12 protein-coding genes and 1 pseudogene are annotated in these 21,479 nt (G+C 50.9%); 6 read left to right on the top strand and 7 right to left on the bottom strand.

Annotated features, from left to right (window positions below; genetic code table 11):
* Window positions 1-136: 136 nt before the first annotated feature.
* The 4 genes and pseudogenes from AS151_RS04495 to AS151_RS04475 form a co-directional block, all read right to left on the bottom strand.
* Window positions 137-1,868, bottom strand: a pseudogene (locus AS151_RS04495) (ribulose bisphosphate carboxylase small subunit).
* A 393-nt stretch (window positions 1,869-2,261) separates the two neighbouring features.
* Window positions 2,262-2,603, bottom strand: a complete 342-nt coding sequence (locus tag AS151_RS04485) for a carbon dioxide-concentrating mechanism protein CcmK (protein ID WP_071515855.1) — start codon at window positions 2,601-2,603, stop codon at window positions 2,262-2,264.
* 177 nt (window positions 2,604-2,780) lie between these two features.
* Window positions 2,781-3,092, bottom strand: coding sequence for a carbon dioxide-concentrating mechanism protein CcmK (locus AS151_RS04480; RefSeq protein ID WP_071515854.1), 312 nt, complete (start codon window positions 3,090-3,092; stop codon window positions 2,781-2,783).
* A gap of 37 nt (window positions 3,093-3,129) precedes the next feature.
* The gene (locus AS151_RS04475; RefSeq protein WP_211517522.1) at window positions 3,130-3,621 is read right to left on the bottom strand and encodes a hypothetical protein; all 492 of its coding nucleotides are present in this window, start codon (window positions 3,619-3,621) and stop codon (window positions 3,130-3,132) included.
* A 1,340-nt stretch (window positions 3,622-4,961) separates the two neighbouring features.
* Between AS151_RS04475 and AS151_RS04470 the strand changes: the two genes are divergently transcribed.
* The 3 genes from AS151_RS04470 (at window position 4,962) to AS151_RS04460 (ending at window position 10,135) form a co-directional block, all read left to right on the top strand.
* A complete protein-coding gene (locus tag AS151_RS04470; protein ID WP_071515852.1) occupies window positions 4,962-6,821 on the top strand; it encodes an NAD(P)H-quinone oxidoreductase subunit F in 1,860 nt (619 codons plus the stop codon).
* A gap of 445 nt (window positions 6,822-7,266) precedes the next feature.
* Window positions 7,267-8,895: an NADH-quinone oxidoreductase subunit M gene (locus AS151_RS04465; RefSeq protein WP_071515851.1), complete on the top strand. Its 1,629-nt coding sequence runs from the start codon at window positions 7,267-7,269 to the stop codon at window positions 8,893-8,895.
* Between the two features lie 109 nt (window positions 8,896-9,004).
* Entirely contained in the window at window positions 9,005-10,135 is a 1,131-nt protein-coding gene (locus AS151_RS04460) for a CO2 hydration protein (RefSeq protein ID WP_071515850.1), read from the top strand.
* A 790-nt stretch (window positions 10,136-10,925) separates the two neighbouring features.
* On the opposite strand, the gene AS151_RS04450 is transcribed toward AS151_RS04460, so the two are convergent.
* From AS151_RS04450 to AS151_RS04440, 3 genes are read right to left on the bottom strand one after another with little or no spacing between them, the layout of a single operon-like run.
* Window positions 10,926-12,059 carry a histidinol-phosphate transaminase gene (locus tag AS151_RS04450; RefSeq protein ID WP_071515848.1) on the bottom strand — a complete coding sequence of 378 codons (1,134 nt, stop codon included), beginning with the start codon at window positions 12,057-12,059 and terminating at the stop codon, window positions 10,926-10,928.
* A gap of 28 nt (window positions 12,060-12,087) precedes the next feature.
* Entirely contained in the window at window positions 12,088-13,053 is a 966-nt protein-coding gene (locus AS151_RS04445; protein WP_170861311.1) for a ChaN family lipoprotein, read from the bottom strand.
* Between the two features lie 59 nt (window positions 13,054-13,112).
* The gene (locus tag AS151_RS04440; RefSeq protein ID WP_071515847.1) at window positions 13,113-18,227 is read right to left on the bottom strand and encodes a translocation/assembly module TamB domain-containing protein; all 5,115 of its coding nucleotides are present in this window, start codon (window positions 18,225-18,227) and stop codon (window positions 13,113-13,115) included.
* Between the two features lie 193 nt (window positions 18,228-18,420).
* Between AS151_RS04440 and AS151_RS04435 the strand changes: the two genes are divergently transcribed.
* The 3 genes from AS151_RS04435 (at window position 18,421) to AS151_RS04425 (ending at window position 21,399) form a co-directional block, all read left to right on the top strand.
* Window positions 18,421-18,846, top strand: a complete 426-nt coding sequence (locus AS151_RS04435) for a DUF3110 domain-containing protein (protein WP_071515846.1) — start codon at window positions 18,421-18,423, stop codon at window positions 18,844-18,846.
* Entirely contained in the window at window positions 18,843-19,751 is a 909-nt protein-coding gene (murQ, locus tag AS151_RS04430; RefSeq protein WP_071515845.1) for an N-acetylmuramic acid 6-phosphate etherase, read from the top strand. Before AS151_RS04435 ends, murQ begins: the two co-directional genes overlap by 4 nt.
* 121 nt (window positions 19,752-19,872) lie before the next feature.
* Entirely contained in the window at window positions 19,873-21,399 is a 1,527-nt protein-coding gene (locus AS151_RS04425; protein WP_071515844.1) for a site-2 protease family protein, read from the top strand.
* Window positions 21,400-21,479 lie beyond the last annotated feature (80 nt).

Here is a 21,479-nt window from a genome sequence, read left to right as displayed (position 1 = left end):
GAAAACGGGGAAAAAGAGAAAAGGCAAACACGGACAGCAGCCTTGAGAGTCAACCCTGCAGCTGCGTATCCCTAGCTTCCCGCTTTGCCTTTCCTCGAAGACAGGGAAGCGGGGTTCCCAAACCACTCAACCAAAACTACTCAGGGCGTTGAATAATCGTTTCCGATACCCGGCGTTTGGCTGTGGGGTCGATGCCTAGCAAGCGCACGTACTCGCCGGCATATTCAGACAAACAGGCTTCTAAGTTGGCAATTACCTCCGACTCCCGCTTGCCTTCAATGGGACCGCAACTGCGCCAGGAACTGGTACGGAAACGGCGCTTGTCTGCATGTTCGGCACCAATGCGATAACCTTGCAACAGCAAATTGCGTACTTGTTCGCGGGTTTCGCCATCCAACTTGCCGGTTGCCGCGCTATTCCCGCTGTAGCTGGAAGCACTGCTCCCGTAGCTGTTGCCCGAATAACCGTTGGTTGTGGTAGTTTGACGTTGTTGTCCCGCAGCCGCTTGGCGCTGTCCCGATTGGGGGGCTTCGTCGTCGGGACGCTGAATAATCGTTTCCAATACCCGGCGTTTGGCGGTGGGGTCAATGCCTAGCAAACGGACGTACTCGCCGGCATGGTCGGCCAAACAAGCAGTTCGGCAAACACTTCATCTTCGCGCTGGGCAGTAATTTGCGGGCAGCTGCGCCAGGAGCTGGTCCGGAAACGACGCTTGTCTGCATGTTCGGTACCGATGCGGTATCCTTGGGAGAGCAGATTGCGTACTTGTTGCTGCACTTCGGGACTCAAGCGGCTGCTGGTTGCCGTACCTGGGGAACTCGAACCCTGGGTGCTGCGAGCGCCACCGTTGTAGCTACTGCCAGAGGAATGGCGGCTCGAAGTTTGCGGTGCCTGGCCGTCGGGACGTTGGATAATGGTTTCCAGCACCCGGCGTTTGGCGGTGGGGTCAATACCGATCAAACGGACGTACTCGCCGGCATGGTCGGCCAAGCAAGCTTCAGTTCGGCAAACACTTCATCTTCGCGCTGGGCAGTAATTTGCGGGCAGCTGCGCCAGGAGCTGGTCCGGAAACGACGCTTGTCCGCATGTTCGGTACCGATGCGGTATCCTTGGGAGAGCAGATTGCGTACTTGTTTTTGAACTTCGGGGTCTAAACTGGTTCTCATGGACTTATAGGAACTCGATGAGCCGCGGTTGGGGCTACCGCCATTGTTAGAAGCGTAGTTTTTACCGTTGGATTGGTTGGCTTCGTTGCGTACGGAAACCAGGCAAGCTTCGTCCGCCGCACAGAAGTAACCGCTGCGCAGGGCTTCGTTAATTTGAACGACGTGGGAAGCAAAATCGCGATCGGCTTCTTGCACCTCGGGCAAGCGATCGGCCTGCTGTTGGTTGGTAATAATGCTTCCAGAGGGAATGTATTTCCCTGCCGGAATTTCCACGTCTTGGATGAGGGCATGCATCATGACGATGGACCCCGATCCAACCCGGGCGTTAAATACGGTGGAGCGAAAGCCGATGAAACACTCGCTGCCGATGTAGGCAGGTCCGTGAATCAGGCTCATATGGGTAATGCAGGAATTGGGACCGATCCAGACGGAATATTCCTGACCGTCGTCGCCTACAACCCGACCTTTTTCCAAACCATGGATGACCACGCCGTCTTGAATATTGGTGCTGTCACCAATGGCAAACGGCGTTCCTTCATCCGCGCGAATGGAGGTTCCAGGTGCAACGAGGACGTTCCCCCCCACTCGTACGTCGCCGATGATGTTGGAAAAGGAATGGACGTACGCCGTCTCGTCAATTTGCGGTTCGGCTAAATTCTTCGACCAAGGTGTCGGAGGAGCCGCTACACTGCGGACTACCATGGGGAATTCCTCCTGAATTCAACAAGTTATACCGAGCACTTGCCAATGGCTACACCCAGGCAGAAGCCTGGCCTAGATGGCGCGCCTTTGATGGTGTCGAAGGCGCTGGTCCCTGGGACCATTGCAACTAGCAAGTGCTTGATGGATGTCTTCTCTTGCCAGTTTTTTTGCGATGGAAGACAAGAACAGGGAACCAAACTAGGCGAACAAGATTGGGGAAATATGCTGACGGGTGCTCGTTCGCGAGCGTGCTTTGCCTCCCAATCGCTTGCTTTGGGAAGTTGGTTTTGCTTAACTGGGGAAGCACAATGCCAGCAGCCAATTTTTGACCTACAAGCACCGCGCCCAAACAGACCACATCATTTCTAATCTTATTCTATGTCCTACGGAAGGTTACTGTCTGGCTAGGGGACGAGGGGTATCGATGCTTTCGCGAAACTGTTCTACTTCTTCTGTATAGCGAATTGGTAACACGTATTCCAGATTTTCATGGGGACGGGCAATAATATGTGTGGAAAGGACTTGACCACCTTTCACTCTTTTGACCCCTTCAACACCTGCTGATACCGAAGCTTGAACTTCCGAAACGTCACCCCGAACGATGACGGTAACGCGACCGGTACCGATTTTTTCGTATCCTACTAAGGTGACGCGGGCGGCTTTCACCATTGCATCTGCGGCTTCGACCACAGCGGGAAAGCCTAGGGTTTCAATCATTCCGACTGCAATTGCCATGGGTTTTTCTCCTGGTTCCTACTACGTGGTTGGCTGCTGGAAGCGCTGAAAACGGGGATGTGTCGATGGGAAATTTGGTGCTGGCGTTTTCCCCTTGATTTGGGGAATCTGACAAACACCGCAATTTCCCACCAACTATGGCCCATTTTCAGCTTTTATAACTCTCTAAACAACCGGTCAGTATGTTCGGAACTGTTCTACTTCTTCTGTATAACGAATGGGCAAGACGTATTCGAGGTTTTCGTGAGGGCGGGCAATGATGTGAGTGGACAATACTTCACCACCATTGACTCGTTTGACACCCTCAACGCCTGCTGCCACCGACGCTTGAACTTCCGAAACATCGCCGCGAACGCTAACGGTGACACGACCGGTTCCAATTTTTTCGTACCCGACGAGCGTTACTCGGGCTGCTTTGACCATAGCATCTGCGGCTTCCACAACGGCTGGGAAGCCCAAGGTTTCTATCATTCCTACCGCGATTGGCATCGAGAGAAACTCCTACTTCCTATAGAGGTGATTCAAACTACTTAGCGGTACGCTTGCGAACCGCCGATCGAAAATTGTCAGAGGTTACGTTTTCTGCTGCTTCCCTAGTTGAAACTGCAAAAAACGCTCTACCTTCTCTAAAAGCGATCGCTGCGATCGCTACAGCGGGATTCCCACTGGCAACAGGGCCAGCGATTGAAGCCGTTTGGATTCCTTGACGGCGGCTTCTAGAGGAGGTAAGGGCAGACTTCTCTCCTTTCTTCAGATTGGATGTGCATCCAGCTTGCCGTTTCCCCAAACCAAAACCATAGCTAGGGGCGATCGCTTTGTACGGCTTGCTGGCGCTAGAATTGAGAAGTCTACCTGTTGATTCTACCCGAGAACCGCCGCATAATTTTTTCTTTCTTCGGTAGAGATTCTGATGTGGTTGCCAAAACAGCAAATCCTCCTGGAGGGGCGCTGCGTATCCCCTGGCAACGTTTCCGTACAAAACCATCCAAGTCCGCGATGTAAGGCGACGAGTTCCCATAGGGAAACCAGGCATTTATTTTTCCATCTCAGATCGTCCTGAGGCTGGCTAAATCTCCCGTTTTCACCACCTCGGAGTTGGTTCTTTTTGCTGGTTTCGGTACATAGGGGCATACTATGGCCTCAATGCCAGGGGAAGGTTGCTTTTTTCTTCGGTGGATTTGCTAGACTAGGGAGAAATTTTTGCCACCAGGGGGAAAGTTGGGTTACTTGATTGTAGAACTCCTCTATGCAACTGACTTTGGGAGTTATACCCGCCTGTGGTTTTTCCGCTGCACGAAAAATTGTCACGGAAAATCCTCGATACGTTTGGAAGCCCTGTCACTTGAGCGCCGGGAGGAAAAACGAACGGCGACTTCACTCGCCTTCCCCACCAAGGGGGAGGAAAACAGGTACAGTTTAGGTTCTTTCCGGTTCTAGCCGAAATCTCCTACCCTGTACGGCGTCATGGTCGCCTCGCCCATGTTATCGGTCGGTACGATCGGAGGCGGTACTGTTTTCCCCCTGGTCCAACTGTTTAACTGCTCGGTTCTAGGGCATGGGACTGGCGTCGCATCCCAAGGTGGTAGGAACTTGAACACTTGCCGATAACGTAGCCCCTAAAGGGCGAAGGGCTGGTCAGCTACCTAAAGATAACAGGCACGAAGCCCCGTCTGGCTACTGCGGGGTGCTGACGGGGAGGGTCATTTTTGATCCCAAAAAAAGGATAGGAAAAGACCGGCTCTTTGACAATATAAATCAAGATGATTTTTTTTAATGAGATGGTTTAATGAAACTTAATTGTGGTTTCCCAATCTCCTTATTGAGCGGAATTTGGCTGGTTGTTCCTGGCCATTTTTTCTGGTTGTTTGGGGGGGGCACCGCTGTCAGAAAAAAACGTATGGCAAGGCGATCGCCGCGATCCGGGTGCCAGACACTGCGAGCGCTCGTTTCCTTGTCTCAACCATCGCGATCGCCGAGTTGCATAAGTAAAAATACGCTCCCACCATCCCCTCCCCAGCAGCATTTCTCAAAGAGGTGGTTCTTTTCTGGTGGATAGCAATGTCAAATTTTCCATAATTTTCGTAAAGATTTTCAAAGCATTTCCCTCTACCTTGACTTGGGCAAACGCGATCGCTGGTTGGAGAACCATCCGGTTAAAAAGCAGCCGGCTGCGGCATGGGAAAACGATCGTTCAAGCATAAATATCCCTAATCTGGCCCACAAACAAACTAAAAGATTCTCTGCCTGCATCTGCGTACCATATTTTCCTATATTTTAGAATGGCCAACTATTGCCTTATAGTAAAAACCACAACCCCCACCACCAACGTTGTTGTCATTAAAATAACGAGCTATTTTTATGACGGATTTTCTATCGCAGAGTAGTTGGTTCATTCCCCTGTATGGGGTCATCGGGACTCTACTGACCCTGCCTTGGTCCTTAGGGGCAATCCGACGAACAGGTCCGCGACCAGCAGCCTATTTGAACCTGTTGATGACGTTCCTGGCGTTCGTCCACGGTTCGATTGTCTTTTTCTGGACCTGGCAGCATCCCACCCCCGTACAAATGGTCTTTCCCTGGTTGCAGATAGCCGATTTGGATCTATCCATTGCCATTGAAATTTCCCCAGTGAACATGGGGGCCTTGGAATTGGTAGCTGGTATCAGCTTGCTATCGCAGCTATTTGCCTTAGGATACATGGAGAAAGACTGGTCCCTGGCCCGTTTTTATGGATTGATGGGCTTTTTCGAGGCGGCCCTATCAGCGATCGCGATTAGCGACTCCTTATTTGTCAGCTACGCCTTGCTAGAAGCCCTCACCCTCTCCACTTACCTACTGGTGGGCTTTTGGTACGCCCAACCCTTGGTGGTGACCGCCGCCAGGGATGCCTTTCTCACCAAGCGCGTGGGGGACATTATCCTGTTAATGGGCATTGTGGCTCTCTCCAGTCTGGGTGCTACCTTTACCTTCTCCGAGCTAGAAGCTTGGGCGGCTACTGCCCCGCTACCACCGCTAACGGCGGCTTTAATTGGTTTGGCCCTGATTGCTGGTCCCACCGGGAAATGTGCCCAATTCCCCCTGAATCTGTGGCTGGATGAAGCCATGGAAGGTCCCAACCCGGCATCGATTATGCGGAACTCCATCGTCGTCTCCGCCGGTGCCTACGTTCTCATCAAATTGCAACCAGTATTGGGTCTGTCTACCGTCGCCTCCAGTGCCTTGGTAGCTTTGGGCATTCTCACCAGCATAGGGGCTTCGTTGATGGCGATCGCGCAAATCGACATCAAACGCGCCCTCTCCCACTCCACCAGTGCCTATCTGGGATTGGTCTTTGTGGCGGTGGGATTGCAACAAGTGGACATTGCCCTGTTGCTACTACTCACCCACGCAGTCAGCAAAGCCCTACTGTTCATGAGTGCCGGGTCGGTCATTCTCAACACCAGCTGCCAAAACATCACTGAATTGGGCGGTCTGTGGTCGCGCATGCCTGCCACTGCTTCGGCGTTTGTCACCGGCAGTGCTGGTTTGGTTGCCCTGGTTCCCATTGCCACCTTCTGGGTCATGCGCCGTTGGGTAAACGGATTTTGGGAGGTTCCCTGGTGGTTGGTACTGCTATTGGTAGCCATCAATACCCTCAGTGCTTTCAATCTAACCCGCGTGTTCCGTTCGGTATTTTTGGGCGAAGCGCAACCCAAAACCCGACGCTGCCCGGAAACCACCTGGCCAATGGCTTTCCCCATGGTTGCTTTAATTGTGGTTACTGGTTTGATGCCTTGGATTCTCCAACGGTGGCAGTTGCTGCTGAGTTGGACTGGTCCTTGGGTAACGGATGACAGCATAATTACCTTAGTTGCCATGCCTGTGATTACTTCCGGGGGATTTGTGGGCTGTTTGGCTGCTTTGGCCATTCCCCTGCCACGGAATTGGGCGCGTTCGGCACAGCGCAACTGGCGGTTTGCTCAGGATTTCCTGGCGTACGATTTTTACATCGATCGCCTCTATCGCATTACCGTGGTGTGGTTGGTGCAGATTTTTTCCACGATTGCCAATTGGTTCGATCGCTACATCCTGGACGGTGCCATCAATTTGGTAGGATTTGCGGCTATCTTTAGCGGTCAAGCCCTACGCTACAACGTTTCCGGCCAGTCCCAGTTTTATTTGCTGACGATTGTGGCTGGGATTAGCGTTTTGTTCCTGTTGATGGCTGGCATGTTTTGACAGGGGCCTGCTGGAGATGGTTATGGCGACGATGTAGAGAAGATAGTCAACACCCTGCAGTAGCCAGACGGGGCTTCATACCTGTTATCTTTAGGTAGCTGACCAGCCTCAGCCCTTTGGAGACTATGTTATCGGCAAGTGTTCAAGTTCCTACTTGGGATGCGACGCCAGTCCCATGCTCTAGAACCGAGCAGTTAATTGGACCAGGGGGAAAACGGTGCCGCCTCCGATCGTACCGACCGATAACATAGGCGAGGTGACCATGACGCCGTACAGGATAGGAGATTCCGGCTAGAACCGGAAAGAACGTAAACTGTACCTCTTTTCGTTCTCCCCCTTGCTGGGGAAGGCGACTAAAGTCGCCGTTCGTTTTTCCTCCCTGCGCTCAAGCGACAGGGCTTGCCAACGTATCGAGGATTTATGTGAAAGGAGTTCGACGCGAACCATGCTTAGCGCTCTGATTTGGGTTCCTTTAGCGGGGATTGCTCTGATTTGGTTGTTGCCTGTATCTGGCGATCGCATTCGCAGTTTGGCTTTAACGGTTGCTTTGGGGGTGCTGGCTTGGACGGTTTATCTAGGCAGCCAGTTTTCCCTGACCCAGGAGGGAATGCAATTTTCTGAGTTGCTGCAGTGGGTGGAATGGATTGGTCTGAACTACCATCTAGGTTTGGACGGTCTTTCTCTGCCGCTGGTGTTTTTAAATGCCTTACTAACTGCGATCGCGATTTACAGCAGCGATGTGCCCAAATCCTCGAAAGAAAGCATTCCCACAATCGAAACCGATAATGGTTCTGGTAACAGTTCCAGCACAGTTGCCGAATCGACGGTCAATCGTCCGCGTTTCTACTACACCCTGATTTTGCTCCTCATGGGGGGCGTCATGGGGGCGTTTTTGGCGCAAGATTTGTTGCTGTTTTTCCTGTTCTACGAACTGGAACTGATTCCCCTGTATTTCCTAATTGCCATCTGGGGAGGCAACCGCCGCGGTTATGCTGCCATGAAGTTTCTGATTTACACGGCGGTTTCCGGTATTGTCATTTTGGCTGCCTTCCTGGGGTCGGTTTGGCTGACCCACCGAACCAGTTTTGACTATGCCCTGTTGCGCGAGCAAATGACGGCTCTCGATGCCGACGGTTCGCTGTTGGTACCATTGGGTGCCCAGGTGGCTTTGCTATTGGGGATTTTGGTTGGCTTTGGCATCAAAATTCCGATCGTGCCGTTCCACACTTGGCTGCCGGATGCCCACGTGGAGGCTTCTACGCCGATTTCCGTGTTGCTGGCTGGGGTGTTGTTGAAACTGGGAACCTACGGTTTGTTGCGTTTCGGTGTGGGGTTGTTCCCGGCAGCTTGGGATTTTCTGGCACCGGCTTTGGCAACTTGGGCGGCGGTCAGTGTCTTGTACGGCGCTTTGACTGCTATTTCCCAAGCGGATATGAAGAAAATGGTGGCTTTTTCTTCCATTGCCCATATGGGATATGTGTTGCTGGCAGCAGCGGCGGCTACCCCTTTAAGTTTGGTGGCGGCTGTGGCGCAAATGGTCAGCCACGGTTTGATTTCGGCGCTACTGTTTCTACTGGTGGGTGTGGTTGGCAAGAAAACCGGTACGCGGGATATCAATGTGCTGCGGGGGTTGCTAAATCCGGAACGTGGTTTGCCGGTGGTGGGAACTCTGACAATTCTGGCGGTGATGGCCAGTGCTGGCATTCCGGGTTTGGTTGGCTTTATTGCTGAGTTTTTGGTTTTCCGCAGCAGCTTTTTGGCGTTTCCGGGGCAAACCCTCCTATGTATGGTGGGGACTGGTTTGACGGCGGTTTACTTCCTGTTGATGGTCAATCGGGTGTTTTTCGGTCGCTTGTCTGTGGAACAGATGCCCCAGGTGAAATGGCGCGATCGCGCGCCGGCTGTGGTGCTAACTTTATTTATCTTTCTGTTAGGATTGCAGCCGAATTTTATGGTGCGTTGGAGCGTCACCCAAGCGACGGATTTGGTGCCCCAGCAATCGGTGGTTCGAGAAACGGAAACAGCGGTCAATTTTCTCTCTTTCTCGGTGGGAACATTGAATTCGGCACAATAAATGTATAGAGGTCGCAGCTTTCCGACGGCGTCTCCCGGCAAGCACTGATTGGCTCTGAATTTGGCAAAGGATCTGAAGAACAAAACCACAACCAACCAACGAGTTCGATATGCTATCCAACAAACTAGAACCTTCCCGACATCCCCTCGCTGAGTACGTCCACCGTTTGGAGGCGGGAGAGCCTTTGTTAAAGGATTCTCCCAGAAATTTGATTGAGGTGGTGGGCGTTCTCAAAAGTTACGGTGTGGTCTTGGATGCCTACTCCCGCAATTTAAATTACATTGCCGAACATCAGTTTTTGGTATTTTTCCCTTTTTTTAAATATTTCAATGGGGAAATTACCTTGGGTAAGTTATTGCGGTATCTGTGGCACGATCGCATTAACTACGAATATGCGGAATATTGCATGAAAGGCATGTTCTGGCATGGCGGTGCGGGATTGGATGCGTATATTGATTCCCCGGCGTATCGAGAAACCACGGAACGCTTGATTCAAGCGAAGTTTCGCCGCAATCCTTTGGTGTTGGCGTTTCACAGCTTGTTTCCTGAGTTTCTGCCGGAGCACATGCGCCAAATGGCTTACTACACGGCGTTGGGACAGTTTTGGCGGGTGATGAGCGATATTTTCTTGTCTTTAAGCGATCGCTACGACCGCGGTGAAATTCAGTCCATCCCCGATGTGGTGAGCCATATTCTGGCTGGTTTGGTTCAAGATGCCAACCGACCAATTACGTACAAAGTTTCCCTTCGCGGCGAAACTTACGAACTCATTCCCGAATCTGCTAACCTCACTTTCTTGAACGATACGGCGGTTCCTTACGTGGAGTCGATCTTTTTCCGCGGTGCGCCGTTCCCCGGTACGGTTTCTTACAATGCCCAAGCCTATCAAGTTCCTGCTGCACAGGAGGATTTTGCGTACGGAGCTTTGTATGCCGATCCGATTCCGGTTGGAGGGGCTGGTATTCCACCCACGCTACTGGCACAAGATTTGCGGCATTTTATCCCCGATTATTTGCATAATATATACCGCCAGGAAAACCGTCAGGAAACTGACTTGCGGGTCAAAATTGCGGAAAGTTTCCAAAAATCGATGTATTGCGTGACGACGGCTGCCATTCAAGGGTTAGCCCCCCATCCTTTGAATACAGAAGATATGCATCAAGCGAAGGAAAACCGCCGGTATCTGGAACAGTGGATGGATCGGTTTGTCCATTCTCGGATTCACGATGTCAATCGTTAGTTCGTTTTCTTCCCTATACCAGGAAATTCAATGGGGACGAAGCTTTCTTCGTCCCTACAGATTTTTTGGCAATTTTTTTGCTTTATTTGGTCGAAAAGACTATTTACGCTGCGCAAAGCTCCCCTACGCCAATTATTTCTGGCAGATTATTAAGAAATTGGGATCAGCTATTGACTTTTTCGCAAATCGGTTTTACTATTTTGATATATCTATATAATAGGGAAGGTGTGTGTGTTAGAAAGCACTTTCTAGGGGGATCTGGCATTGGCTTTTGCCTGTAGAAACATCGTCGCGGTTGAGAAGGCAGGTACGGGATTTCAGGACATGAGCGAGCGCCAGGAAGTGGCCATTTTCTTGATTTGCCGGTAAAGCTACGACTCGGTCTGAAAAAAACGAAAGAAAAAAGTGAAATTTTTTTTCACTACCTCCGTAAATATGGTATTTTATTAGTAGACACTCTTAGATAATGGGAATAGACGCCGTTTTCAAATAAAAGGCACTATTCCCATTATCTAAATTTTATGTCAAAAACTCTCCAAAGTCAATCCCTAGTTGCCAAAAATTTCACTTTGCCCATGGGAGCAATTTCCCAGTCAAAATCTATGCATGCAATAGATAAACGATATATTTTTGTAGGAGCGTTTTGGGAAGCACCCCAATCGAGGAAATTGGAAGATACCGGAAAATCATGGTTTCTGAAATGGTATCATCGATATCAATCGTAATGACAATGGACTGCGGATGTATGGCTAGGGAAGATGTTGGCTGCTGCTTCTCTTGCAATCTTTTCCTAAGATTTCAGGATTTCTTGAAACCGCTGTACGGTATGTTTGTTTTCTTCTTCGCTGCCAACCGTAATCCGCAAGCCGCCGCCGGTGTGGCGAATAAGTGTTCCTCTAGCTTTCATGCCGTCGGCAATTTCTTGCATCTTGCGTTCGTTGGCGGCGGCATTCCCTTGAAAACGCAGATAAATAAAGTTGGCATTGCTCGGCCAAACTTGTACGCCGGGGAGTTTTTGGAAAGCGGCGATTAACTTTTGGCGTTGCTTTTGAATTTCGGAAACCACCTGCAATAGTTCCTCGCGGTGACTTAAAACGGCTCTGGCAGCTGCTTGGGAAAAACTAGGTAGGTTGTAAGGTAGGCGAATTTTTTCCAAAGTTGCCGTTAGCATGGGATGAGAAATGGCGTATCCTACCCGATGTCCTGCCAAGCGAAAGGCTTTGGAAAACGTACGCAAAACCACCCAATTGGGATGGCGTGTAATTTCTGGTGCTAGGGTATGCTGGCAAAATTCAAAGTAAGCTTCGTCAATAACCACCAAAACCCGTTCGGGAAGCTCTTGCAACCAAGCAATCTCTCGTTCGGTGAGTTTGTTGGCGGTGGGGGAGTTGGGATGGACCACAAAAACCACTTTGACTGGTGGATCGGCGTCAGCAACCATCTTAGAAGCTGCATCCAGATCGATTTCAAAAGTGCTGGGGTTGCGTTCGACGGTTTTGACGGAAATGCCGAGGGTTTTCGCCAAAATTTCGTACATGGAAAAGGTGGGGTTGGCTACCAGGATGGAACCGTTGTTGCCGATGCAGGTGGCAATGAGTAAAGAACGAATCAGTTCGTCGGAACCATTGCCGACGGAAATATTGGCTGGGTGAAAGTGGCGAACCCCTGCCGATTCGTTGGTATATTCTGCGATCGCTTGTTTGAGCTTACCGTGGCTGCCATCGGGGTAGCGATTAACCGCAATAATGTCTTGATAAGTTTGCGCCAGCTTGGCTTTTAAATCTTGAGGTAAGTCGTAGGGATTTTCGTTGGTATCGAGACGGTCAATTTGTTCTTGTTTGGTATTTTGTTTCCCCAAAAAATCTTCTGGTTGGGGAGTATAAGAAACCAAATCGGCTAAATCGGAACGTAGAAATGAAAACATAGTGTCTATCAAATGGCTATCAAATGAGCTAAGATTGCTTTCTGGAATTAGGCGGCGATGTCGGTTGCCAGATATAATCGGCAATGTCGCTATTGGCGTTCGATGCGTCGGTATCCCTTGGCGGTGGGGAAAGCAAAACCGATTTGTGGGTAAAATCTGGGTTCTGCATGCGTCTGGCTACGCGATTGGGGATGCCGTAGCGATTGGCGATGTGTCCCGAACCTGCCAACACCACCACTTGATATTCTGGATGTTGGGTAGCGTATTTGGCAATATTGGCTGCCATGGTCTCATCCCACAGGAGTTGGGCCAAGTAGAAGAACTCAAAATTACCGCTGGAGTTGTATTCGGCGTGGATGCCGTCAAAAATTTCGCGCAGCCGTTGCCGGTATTGGGGATGATCCGTATGAATTTCGGAACGGGGAGGCAGCCATCGTTGGTCTTCGGAAGTCAACCCCGACCAGCCACCAGTGGCTACCCGGCGGATGGTTTCTGTGGGAACGTTCAGCGCGATCGCGGGTAATTGATGCTTTCTAGCATAGCGCAGAATGGGTGCGTAGTCGTCCCAGTCGTATCCCCAACGTTGTTGATATTCCGTTTTTTCTAAGAGTTGGTCTTCGTCGATTTCCCCACGAATGTACTGGTCTAAGACATCTTGGTAGGGAAGCTGAAACATTTCCATCGCGATCGCTACTTTCCGGTTGCGTTGCTGCAATGCTTGTACAATCGCCAACTGTGCTTGGTGGTCGGCAGCTTTGGTATGAATTTCTCCCAGATAAACCACATCGGCTTTGGCGAGTTCTTGCAAAATTTCCCGTTGCCGCGGCGAGAATGTAGATTTTTCCGGCTGGGGAAGGGAAGACACTTGTTCGATGGCGGTGGTTTCCCGGCTAGCCATCCCCACCGAATCTGATAGTTCGCCAGCCATGGCTACCAACAACACCACGGAAAACAAACAAACTGTTCCCGAGGTCTGCCAATTTCGATGGCTCATTTTCGATCGGGAGAACCAGAAATTTCCCATGCGTAAACCATCCCTGTTGCTATCGCTATTTAGAACCTTAACTCAAACTCAACCGTTGCTTGGCTTTCCCCAGACAAATCTGTAGAACCGCGCAACAGAATATTTTCATTGACCCGATAGCGAAGATTGTACTTCAAAGGATCTTCGCTGGGAACCAACTTGCGAATAGAAAAAGATAAATCGGCGGGTAAATTCACCCCTGCTTCAATTCCCAACGCCAAACTGGAACTGCCAGATTCTTCATCGGGAATGGTTACCGGAAATAGGCGAAAATCGCTCAAGCCAAGGGTATTGGCGATAAACGTATCCACATTGGTTAGCAACGCCGAACCGGCTAAATTGGCGATCGCCAGCCAGCTTTCCCCGCGACCGAAGGTATCCACAAAACCACCACCAATCAAAGCCAAAATTTCCGATTCGCTACGCGGCGGCGAACTGGTCAGTTTCAAATTGTTAAATAATTCGCTAGAACGACCTTCGATAATCGCTTGTACCCGAATTGTACGCAATTCTCCCAAATTGGGTGCCAGGGAAGGGTCGCTAATTTCCGCTTCGGAGGTGGTAATGGAGGCGCGACGGTTGAACTCGGGAACCGAAGCCAGCAACCGCAAATCCAAATTGGGATCGAGACCTTGGCTGGGAACGAATCTCGCCGTATGTTTGTAACCGCGTCGCAGGTTAAAAACGGTGGTAAACAAATTGACCTGTCCTGATTTTAGTTCCACCGTACCGGCAGGACGCAACGTATCCAAGGTTCCCCCAACGCGCAAATCGCCAGTTGCCACAAAATTGAGCACTGCCGGACTGGTAATTCGCAAGTTTTTGCCTAATGTAAGGATAAGATTGTCGAATTCGGTGACAAAGGTTTCCTGGGAATCGGCTGATAGTTCTGTTGTTGGGGTTTGCATGGCAGCGGCGTTGGGGTCGAGAATCACTTTACCGTTGCTGAGGGTAATGCGACCGCCAATTTCGGGATTGAATGCGTGACCGCGAATGGTTAAATTGCCATCAACGCCGCCAATATAAATGCCGCGCAGGTTGGTGCGAATTTGTTCTAAAGTTACTTGTAGAGGATTTTGGCGGTCTTCGTCGTTGCTGGAAAGGGGACGAAACAGAGGCAAAACCCCACTAGCGCGAACATTTCCCTGACTGTATTTACCGGTAATTTGCTCTACCGAAACGCGATCGCCAGCAAAATCCGCTGCAACCGAAACGTCAGTCAGGGGTTCTGGCAGCAATGGTGTGGTAAATACGGACTCGTTCATTTGTATGGTTCCCGTGGCAGCCGGGTCTTGTAGGGTTCCCGAAACATTCAAACGTACTTGTCCGGTTCCTGCTTGCAATTTCACTTGGTTGGTCAGCAAATTTAACGCTTGCATGGCTTCGTCTTGCGCTACCACGGTCATTTCCAAATCGGGGGAGGGAGAAACCTCGGCAAACGGTAGTTGAATGGGAATATCTCCCCGAATTCTAATGGGTTCTGGTGGAGAAACCAAGACTTCGCTGCCAAACTGCAACCGACCGTCGGAATAGTTAAAGCTGGCGAATCCATCTTGAATATCTGTTAAGTTTACCTGACCTTGCGCTAAGGTAATTTCCCCTTTGGCTTGGGGATTGTCAAAACTTCCCGCTACACTAACTTTAGCATTTAATTGGCCGCTCACATCGACCACGGGTAAATCCAGGAAATTTTCTAAAATTCCTACGGGAAATTCTTGAATATTCAATTGAGCTGATTGTTCTTCACCACCAACATTCCCCTTAAACGCCAGCAAAATATCTTTTCGTTCCAGCCGTAAAGGCAGTAAAGTGAGTTTCCCATTTTCAAAGTTACCTTGCAAGAGAAACGTATCGAGTTGGTATCCTCCCCAAGACCAATCTTGACCTTGTACGTTGAAATCTGCTACCAAACCCCGCTGGAGAGATCCTTCTACTTCGATATTGCCGTTAAACTGTCCCTGCAAGGTAGATAGGGGAGGTAAGAGGGAAGCTTCTCGGCGCGCTTGCTGGCGTTGTTTGAGGGAATGCTGAATTTCGGAAAAACGTCGCAGTTGCGTTAGCAAAGGCGCGTCTGGCATGCCAACTGGCGTGGGAACCACATCTTTGGCGGTTCCGTATTGGGGAGGGGTTAATCCTCTGGCGATGTCGTTAATATCAAACCACTGCAAGGCCACCAAGACATCTTGCAGGTAGCCTTCTACCACTTCCAAATCGCCGCGAAAACGGGGGTTTTTCCCTAAAATGACTCCGCCGGAAAAAGCATACTGGCTGTTGCCTTGGACCAATTTGGTGTCAGTGACGGAAATGGTGTTGCCGCTGTAGCGAAATTGGGAGGCAAAGGTTTGTGCTTCGATGCGACCGAGGGGACTGGCGATCGCGGGTTGGTTGACTGTCAGGGAACCGGCTACTTGCAATTGCTGCCAGTCGATGTTGAGGTCGGCAAATAAAGTTCCTCCCAAAACGCGATCGCTCCATCCTGCCAAGGGAAATTCTTGTACTTGCAATTGAAACCAAGGGCAATTCTCAGATATAGGCGCATCGGATGCATCAACTTGTTGGGATGGAGAAGGCTTTTCCGCTGGCGGAGGCATGCATTGGCCGGTTATATCGAGTTTTTCCTGTTGGATGTTGATACGAGTGGGCAAATATTTCTGATTTAACGCCACTTGAATTGCGTCTGATTCTCCTGATAATGCTACTTGAATTCCTTCCGGGGTGACGGAAATCGGACCTGTCAACCGGCGTTCAAATGCCAAGCGATAGGCACCGAATTGGTTGAGGGTCAAATCGCCAGTAATTTCGGGGATCCCCTGCAAGCGATCGGAAACCAAACGACCGCTAAACGTGGCATTGCCTTGTAAATCCTGACGAATTCGATCGGCAATTTGGATATCGGGAAAAGCCAGGGGAAGCTTCGCCAGTGGGTATTCTTGGACATCTACATTCAAGTCGTATCCGGTAATTTGCGGTAGGTCTGCTAAAGCGACATCCAGGCTGCCATTGGCACGGATACCGGCTTCCGATGCTATAGAGGGGAGCTGCAACGTTTGGCCATCCCAGCGGAGGGATACATTTGTCGGACTGGCGAAAATCGGTTCTAAAGCTTGGGGACGAAAGTTCGGAATGTTGAAACTATCCAGAAAACTGGTGGCGATGGGAACGCGGGAAAATTGAAGCTGGCCGTTGGCTTGAATGCCATTTGCGGAAAGATTGCTGAGGGAACCAGCCACATCAAGAGAACTTGTGAGAGTCCCCTGCAAGTTGGGATTTATGGTTTTTAAAGTGAGTTTGCGACTGGCGACAGTGGCGGCAAAGTTGCCCGATTCCAGGGTAAAGTTTTCCACGGCAACGGTTTCCTGTGGGGACAATTGTACTTTGGCGCTGCCGCTGGCTTGCAAGTCACTGGCACCTTGTGGGGTCAGGGGACTGGCTAGCTGAAACTGACCGGAAAATCCTGCCGCTTGGGGGATACCGAGTTTTTCGAGTTGGATATTGGCGATGCTAACGCTGGCTTGAATGGCGTTAGCGGTGGGGTCATTGAGGGTAATTTTAGAATTTAAATCTATGCTGCCACCAGCTAGTTGGAACTTAGTATTGCGGATATCGAGGCGTTGGTTGGCGTAGGTGAGTTCACCGCTGCCTTCAATGCTGGAACGGCGCAAGCGCCATTGGGTTTGTACTTGGGGATTGGTGGCCCAGCCGCGGATTTGGGTGGTGGCGTTGAGTCTTCCCAAACGAAAGGGAAGGGATCCTTCCTGCAAACCGCGTATCAGAAATGGTTCTAAGGGTAGGTTTTGCAGAGCCAGATCTAGGTTTAAGGCTATGCGATCGCTGAAATCGATGCGACCGCCGCCGAAAATTTCGCCGCCGATCCTGGGAGAAGCACTGAGGTTCAGTAATTGCAGCTGGGTTTGGTCGATTTGAAAGTTGCTGCTTGCGCGATCGAGGTCGATGAGGGGGGTAGCGTTGGGTTGGGGATTGTTGCTGGCGTAGATTTGGGTGGTTTGCGTGGTGCGTACTTGACCGCGAACGATGGGATTGGTGAGTGGACCGGTGACACGAACAGCCGCTGCGACTTGGGTCGCGATCGCGATGGGAAGGGAAACTTGTGCTGCGGATAGAACCCGAGAAAGGGGAAGCGATGCCATGTTGGCTTGCAAATCGTAGCGTTCTTGCGCCAAATCCACCGTACCGCTGGCTTCTACGGGGATATTGCTGTAGTTGAGGGTAGCGCGTTCTATGCGAACCTGCTGTTGCTGCAGGCTGAGGTCGGCTTGCTTGAGGGTCACCAGTTGGGGAACGTTTTGGATGTCGAGGGTGGTTGCTTGCAGCTTGGCAGTTCCCTGGAGGTCGGGTAAGGCATTCTCGAAATTCCAGGCAATGTCTATATTGGTTTGCAAGGTTCCCGAGACCACTTGCAAGCGGTCTTGTAGTAGGGAGGAAGGCAGCAAGTTGGTAATGGGAGGTAGCTGTAAATTTTGGCTTTGTAGGTTGCCTTCTAGCTGCGGCGCGGTGTTGGGAGATTGGCGAAATTCTCCCGTTGCGGCGAAATTTCCCCCGGAAATGGGAGCGCCACTGACTTGAAATTGAATTTTTTGGTTGTTGTTGGCAAACTGGGTGACCAGTTGAATTTTATGGAAATCCACGGCTTCGCTACCGTAGGGGTCGAGGGTGAGGCGCGCGTTTTTGGCAGCGATCGCTTGGAGTTGCGGTTGGATGGGCCCTGGTTTTTCTAGTTGTAAATTTAGTTGCAGCCACTTTCCGGGTTGCTGTTGTTCAATGTAAGCTTGGGGGTTGACTAAGGTAATGTCCAAAGGCAGGGTGCGGTTGGTTATGACCTGCCAGAGGTTAAAGTTTACAACGACTGATTCCACAGAAGCGCGATCGCTGTCGGTGTCGGTAGCGGGTACGGTGGTTTCCCCGAAGGTTAACTGGGTTAGGGAAAACTGTTGTAGGGAACCTAAATTGACCGGTCGTTGGACGATATTGGACAAATTGTTCGATACCAATGGCGCGAGTTGGGTTTTCACCCACCAAGTACCGCCAATAGCCGCGGAAAACACTGCCACACCAGCGACTAAGCCAGTACGGCGCACCCAAATTAGCCAGGTAGATTTTCGTTCGGGAGATGGAGAATTCGTCATTGATGGTTGCGATCGCGGTAGACCAAAAGAAGCCTACAGAAAGGATATCCGCATCGTTCGGTTTGCGGTTTATACTGGAGGTAGTACCCATAGCAGTACTTAAAAAGCACGCGGGAACCACATCAGCCGTTGGTTCTTGTGCAAGTGCTTAAATTGTATAGAAGTAGTGGTGGTTTCAAAAGTTTCATCAACCATGCGAGTATATGTTCTGCTCTTTAACGCACGTACTGAGAATGAAGGGATCCATACCCTCAAGGATATGAACTCCCAGCGCAACAAGGTGTTGATGTTTGAATCCGAGGAGGATGCGACCCGCTACGGAGGGATGCTGGAAGCTCAGGACTTTCCCAATCCTACTGTAGAAGAAATCGACGATGAGGAAGTGAAGGAATTTTGTCGCAGCAGTGGTTGCGACTGGGAGTTGGTTCCCAAAGGTTCCCTGGCTTTGCCTCCGGAAGCCAATGTAGAACAGACAGATTGGGATGAAGAGGGTTCTCAATCACCAGAGTCGGCTGAGTCGCCGGAGTCACCTCAAAACGAAACACCGGAACGTGAAAAAACGGATATGTCTCCCGAGGAACTAGAACAGGCGCGCCGCCGTCTGGAGGGTTTGCTGTGAAAGACCGGGGATATCTGCTGACCGAACAAGCCAATGCCAATAGTGGGAATTTGGATCGACTGTCTCCTTTGGCGTTGGTGGATTTGTTCGTCCGCGAAGATAGCCATACCGTAGCCGCGATCGCCGAGGCGCGGGAATCCTTGGCTGATGCCATCAATATCACTAGTGAGGCCCTTTGTCAAGGGGGACGTTTGTTTTATGTGGGGGCCGGAACCAGCGGTCGATTAGGCGTTTTGGATGCGGTAGAATGTCCGCCGACCTTTTGTACGCCACCCGAGATGGTCCAGGGAATTCTTGCTGGCGGCGAAGCAGCGTTGGTACGCAGTTCGGAAGATTTGGAAGACCGCTACGAAGACGGCGCGGCGGCTATTTACGAACGGAAGGTCGGCGGTCGGGATGTGGTCGCTGGGATTACCGCTGGCGGAACGACTCCCTACGTGTTGGGGGCCTTGCAAGCGGCGCAACAAGCCGGCGCTAGTACCATTTTTATGACTTGCGTGCCGGCAGAACAAGCCAGCAGTCCCGCCGATATTGACATTCGCCTGCTGGTGGGTCCGGAAATTGTGGCTGGGTCTACTCGTTTGAAAGCAGGAACCGTTACCAAAATGGCTTTGAATATTTTATCCACTGGGGTGATGGTGCGTTTGGGAAAAGTTTACGGCAATCGCATGGTGGATGTGGCCGCCACCAACGAGAAACTCCGCGATCGCGCCTTGCGAATTTTAATGGATTTAACGGATTTGGACCGTTCGCAAGCTGGTGAGTTGCTAGCCAGTAGCAACAACTCGGTGAAACTGGCGTTGCTGCGCCATTGGAAAGGCATCTCTCTACAAACGGCGCAAACCCTGCTGCAACAGCATCGAGGACACCTACGGCAGGCGTTGCAAGCCGAAAACAAAACTTAATGGATGGTAAGATTTTTTTATTGAACGATCGCTTACCGGTCAAAGTTTCTCCGACGATAGCGGTGCTTCCCGCTTGTTGCAAAGTATTGCCCTGCAATTGCAAACGAATAGGACATTTCTTATGGATATTGCAACGCAAAATTGGACGACACTAGCCATTTTGCTGGCAGCCATTGGTATTTTGGTTTGGGGATTTCGGCGATCGCAACCTTACGGCCGTGTGGGAATTCTGGCTTGGTTGCAATCGGTAACTCTGATGGCCCCTTGGCTGCTGTTTTTCGGATTGCTGGCATTTGGGATTGCGCTCAATATTGCCACCATTTTATTAATATTTCTCCTGTGTACTGGCATTTATATCATCCTGGGAAGGCAAATTCGGCAAATGCGCAACAGCCAGCAGTCGCAACCTCCCCAGCAAACGCCAACCAGCGATTGGCGGCGTTCGGAGGATTCCCCCGCTACGTCCGAATCCGGTCCCGATGAAGGGAGTTTTCGCGCGCCGCCAGCCGAACCTACCTCCCAACCACAACCCACTGGCATTCCCAGCGAGGATTTGCGGGAGATCCAGGGACTTTTTGGCATCGATACCTTTTTTGCCACCGAAACCATTCCCTACCAAGAAGGCGCTATCTTCCGGGGAAATTTGCGTAGCGATGCGGAAACGGCCTACCAACAGCTGTCCGCTAGCTTGCAGGAACAGATGGGCGATCGCTATCGTTTGTTCCTGGTGAACGACCGAGAAGACAAACCCGTGGCTATCGTTCTTCCCAGCAAAAACGACCCCCAACCCCTCAGTACCGGTCAAAAAGTTTTGGCAGCGGTTTTATGGCTAGCTACTTTGGGGACCAGTGTGGAAGCCTTTGGCTTTCTCATGGGGTTTGATGTTTTCCAAAATCCCAATCGCCTGAACGAAGTTTGGCCCCTAGCGGTTGGTTTGTGGTTGATTTTAGGCGTTCACGAACTCTTCCACCAAATTATCGCCAAACGTCGCGGCGTCCGCATGAGTTTTCCCTTTTTCATTCCCACGTGGCAATTGGGGTCCTTTGGCGCTTTAAATCGCTTCACTTCTTTGCTTCCCAGCCGTCAAGTTTTGTTTGATGTGGCGTTTGCTGGTCCGGTGGCTGGTGGCGTTACTTCTCTAGCCATGCTAATTCTCGGCTTTTTTCTGTCTCGGGAGGGGAGTTGGTTTCAAATTCCTTCCGAGTTTTTCCAGGGGTCGATTTTGGTGGGAACCATTGCCAAGGTGACTTTGGGTTCGACGTTGCAGCAGGCGGTGGTAGACATTCATCCTTTGGTTCCCATTGGTTGGTTGGGATTGGTGATTACGGCGTTGAACTTGCTACCTGCCGGTCAGCTAGATGGTGGTAGAATTGTCCAAGCTATTTACGGACGCAAAATTGCCAACCGAACCACCGTTGCTACTTTGCTGTTTCTCGGGGTCGCTTCCTTTTTCAATGTTTTGGCTTTGTACTGGGCCATTTTGATTTTGCTGCTGCAGCGCAATTTGGAACGTCCCTGTCAAAACGACCTTTCCGAACCCAACGATGCCAGCGCCGCTTTGACGCTTTTGGTGTTGTTTTTGGCTTTGGCTACCCTGCTGCCGCTATCTCCTTCGGTGGCCGGTCGTTTGGGGATTGGCGGAATTTGACACTCTCACGAATAGAATTCGTGAGATTCTCGCTTCATTGGGTGTGCCTAGATGGATTAGCTATGCTAGTCCATCCCCGG

This window comes from Geitlerinema sp. PCC 9228, from assembly GCF_001870905.1.
In the GTDB taxonomy this organism is placed as follows: Bacteria; Cyanobacteriota; Cyanobacteriia; order Cyanobacteriales; family PCC-9228; genus PCC-9228.
This window is presented reverse-complemented; position numbering and strand designations above follow the sequence as displayed.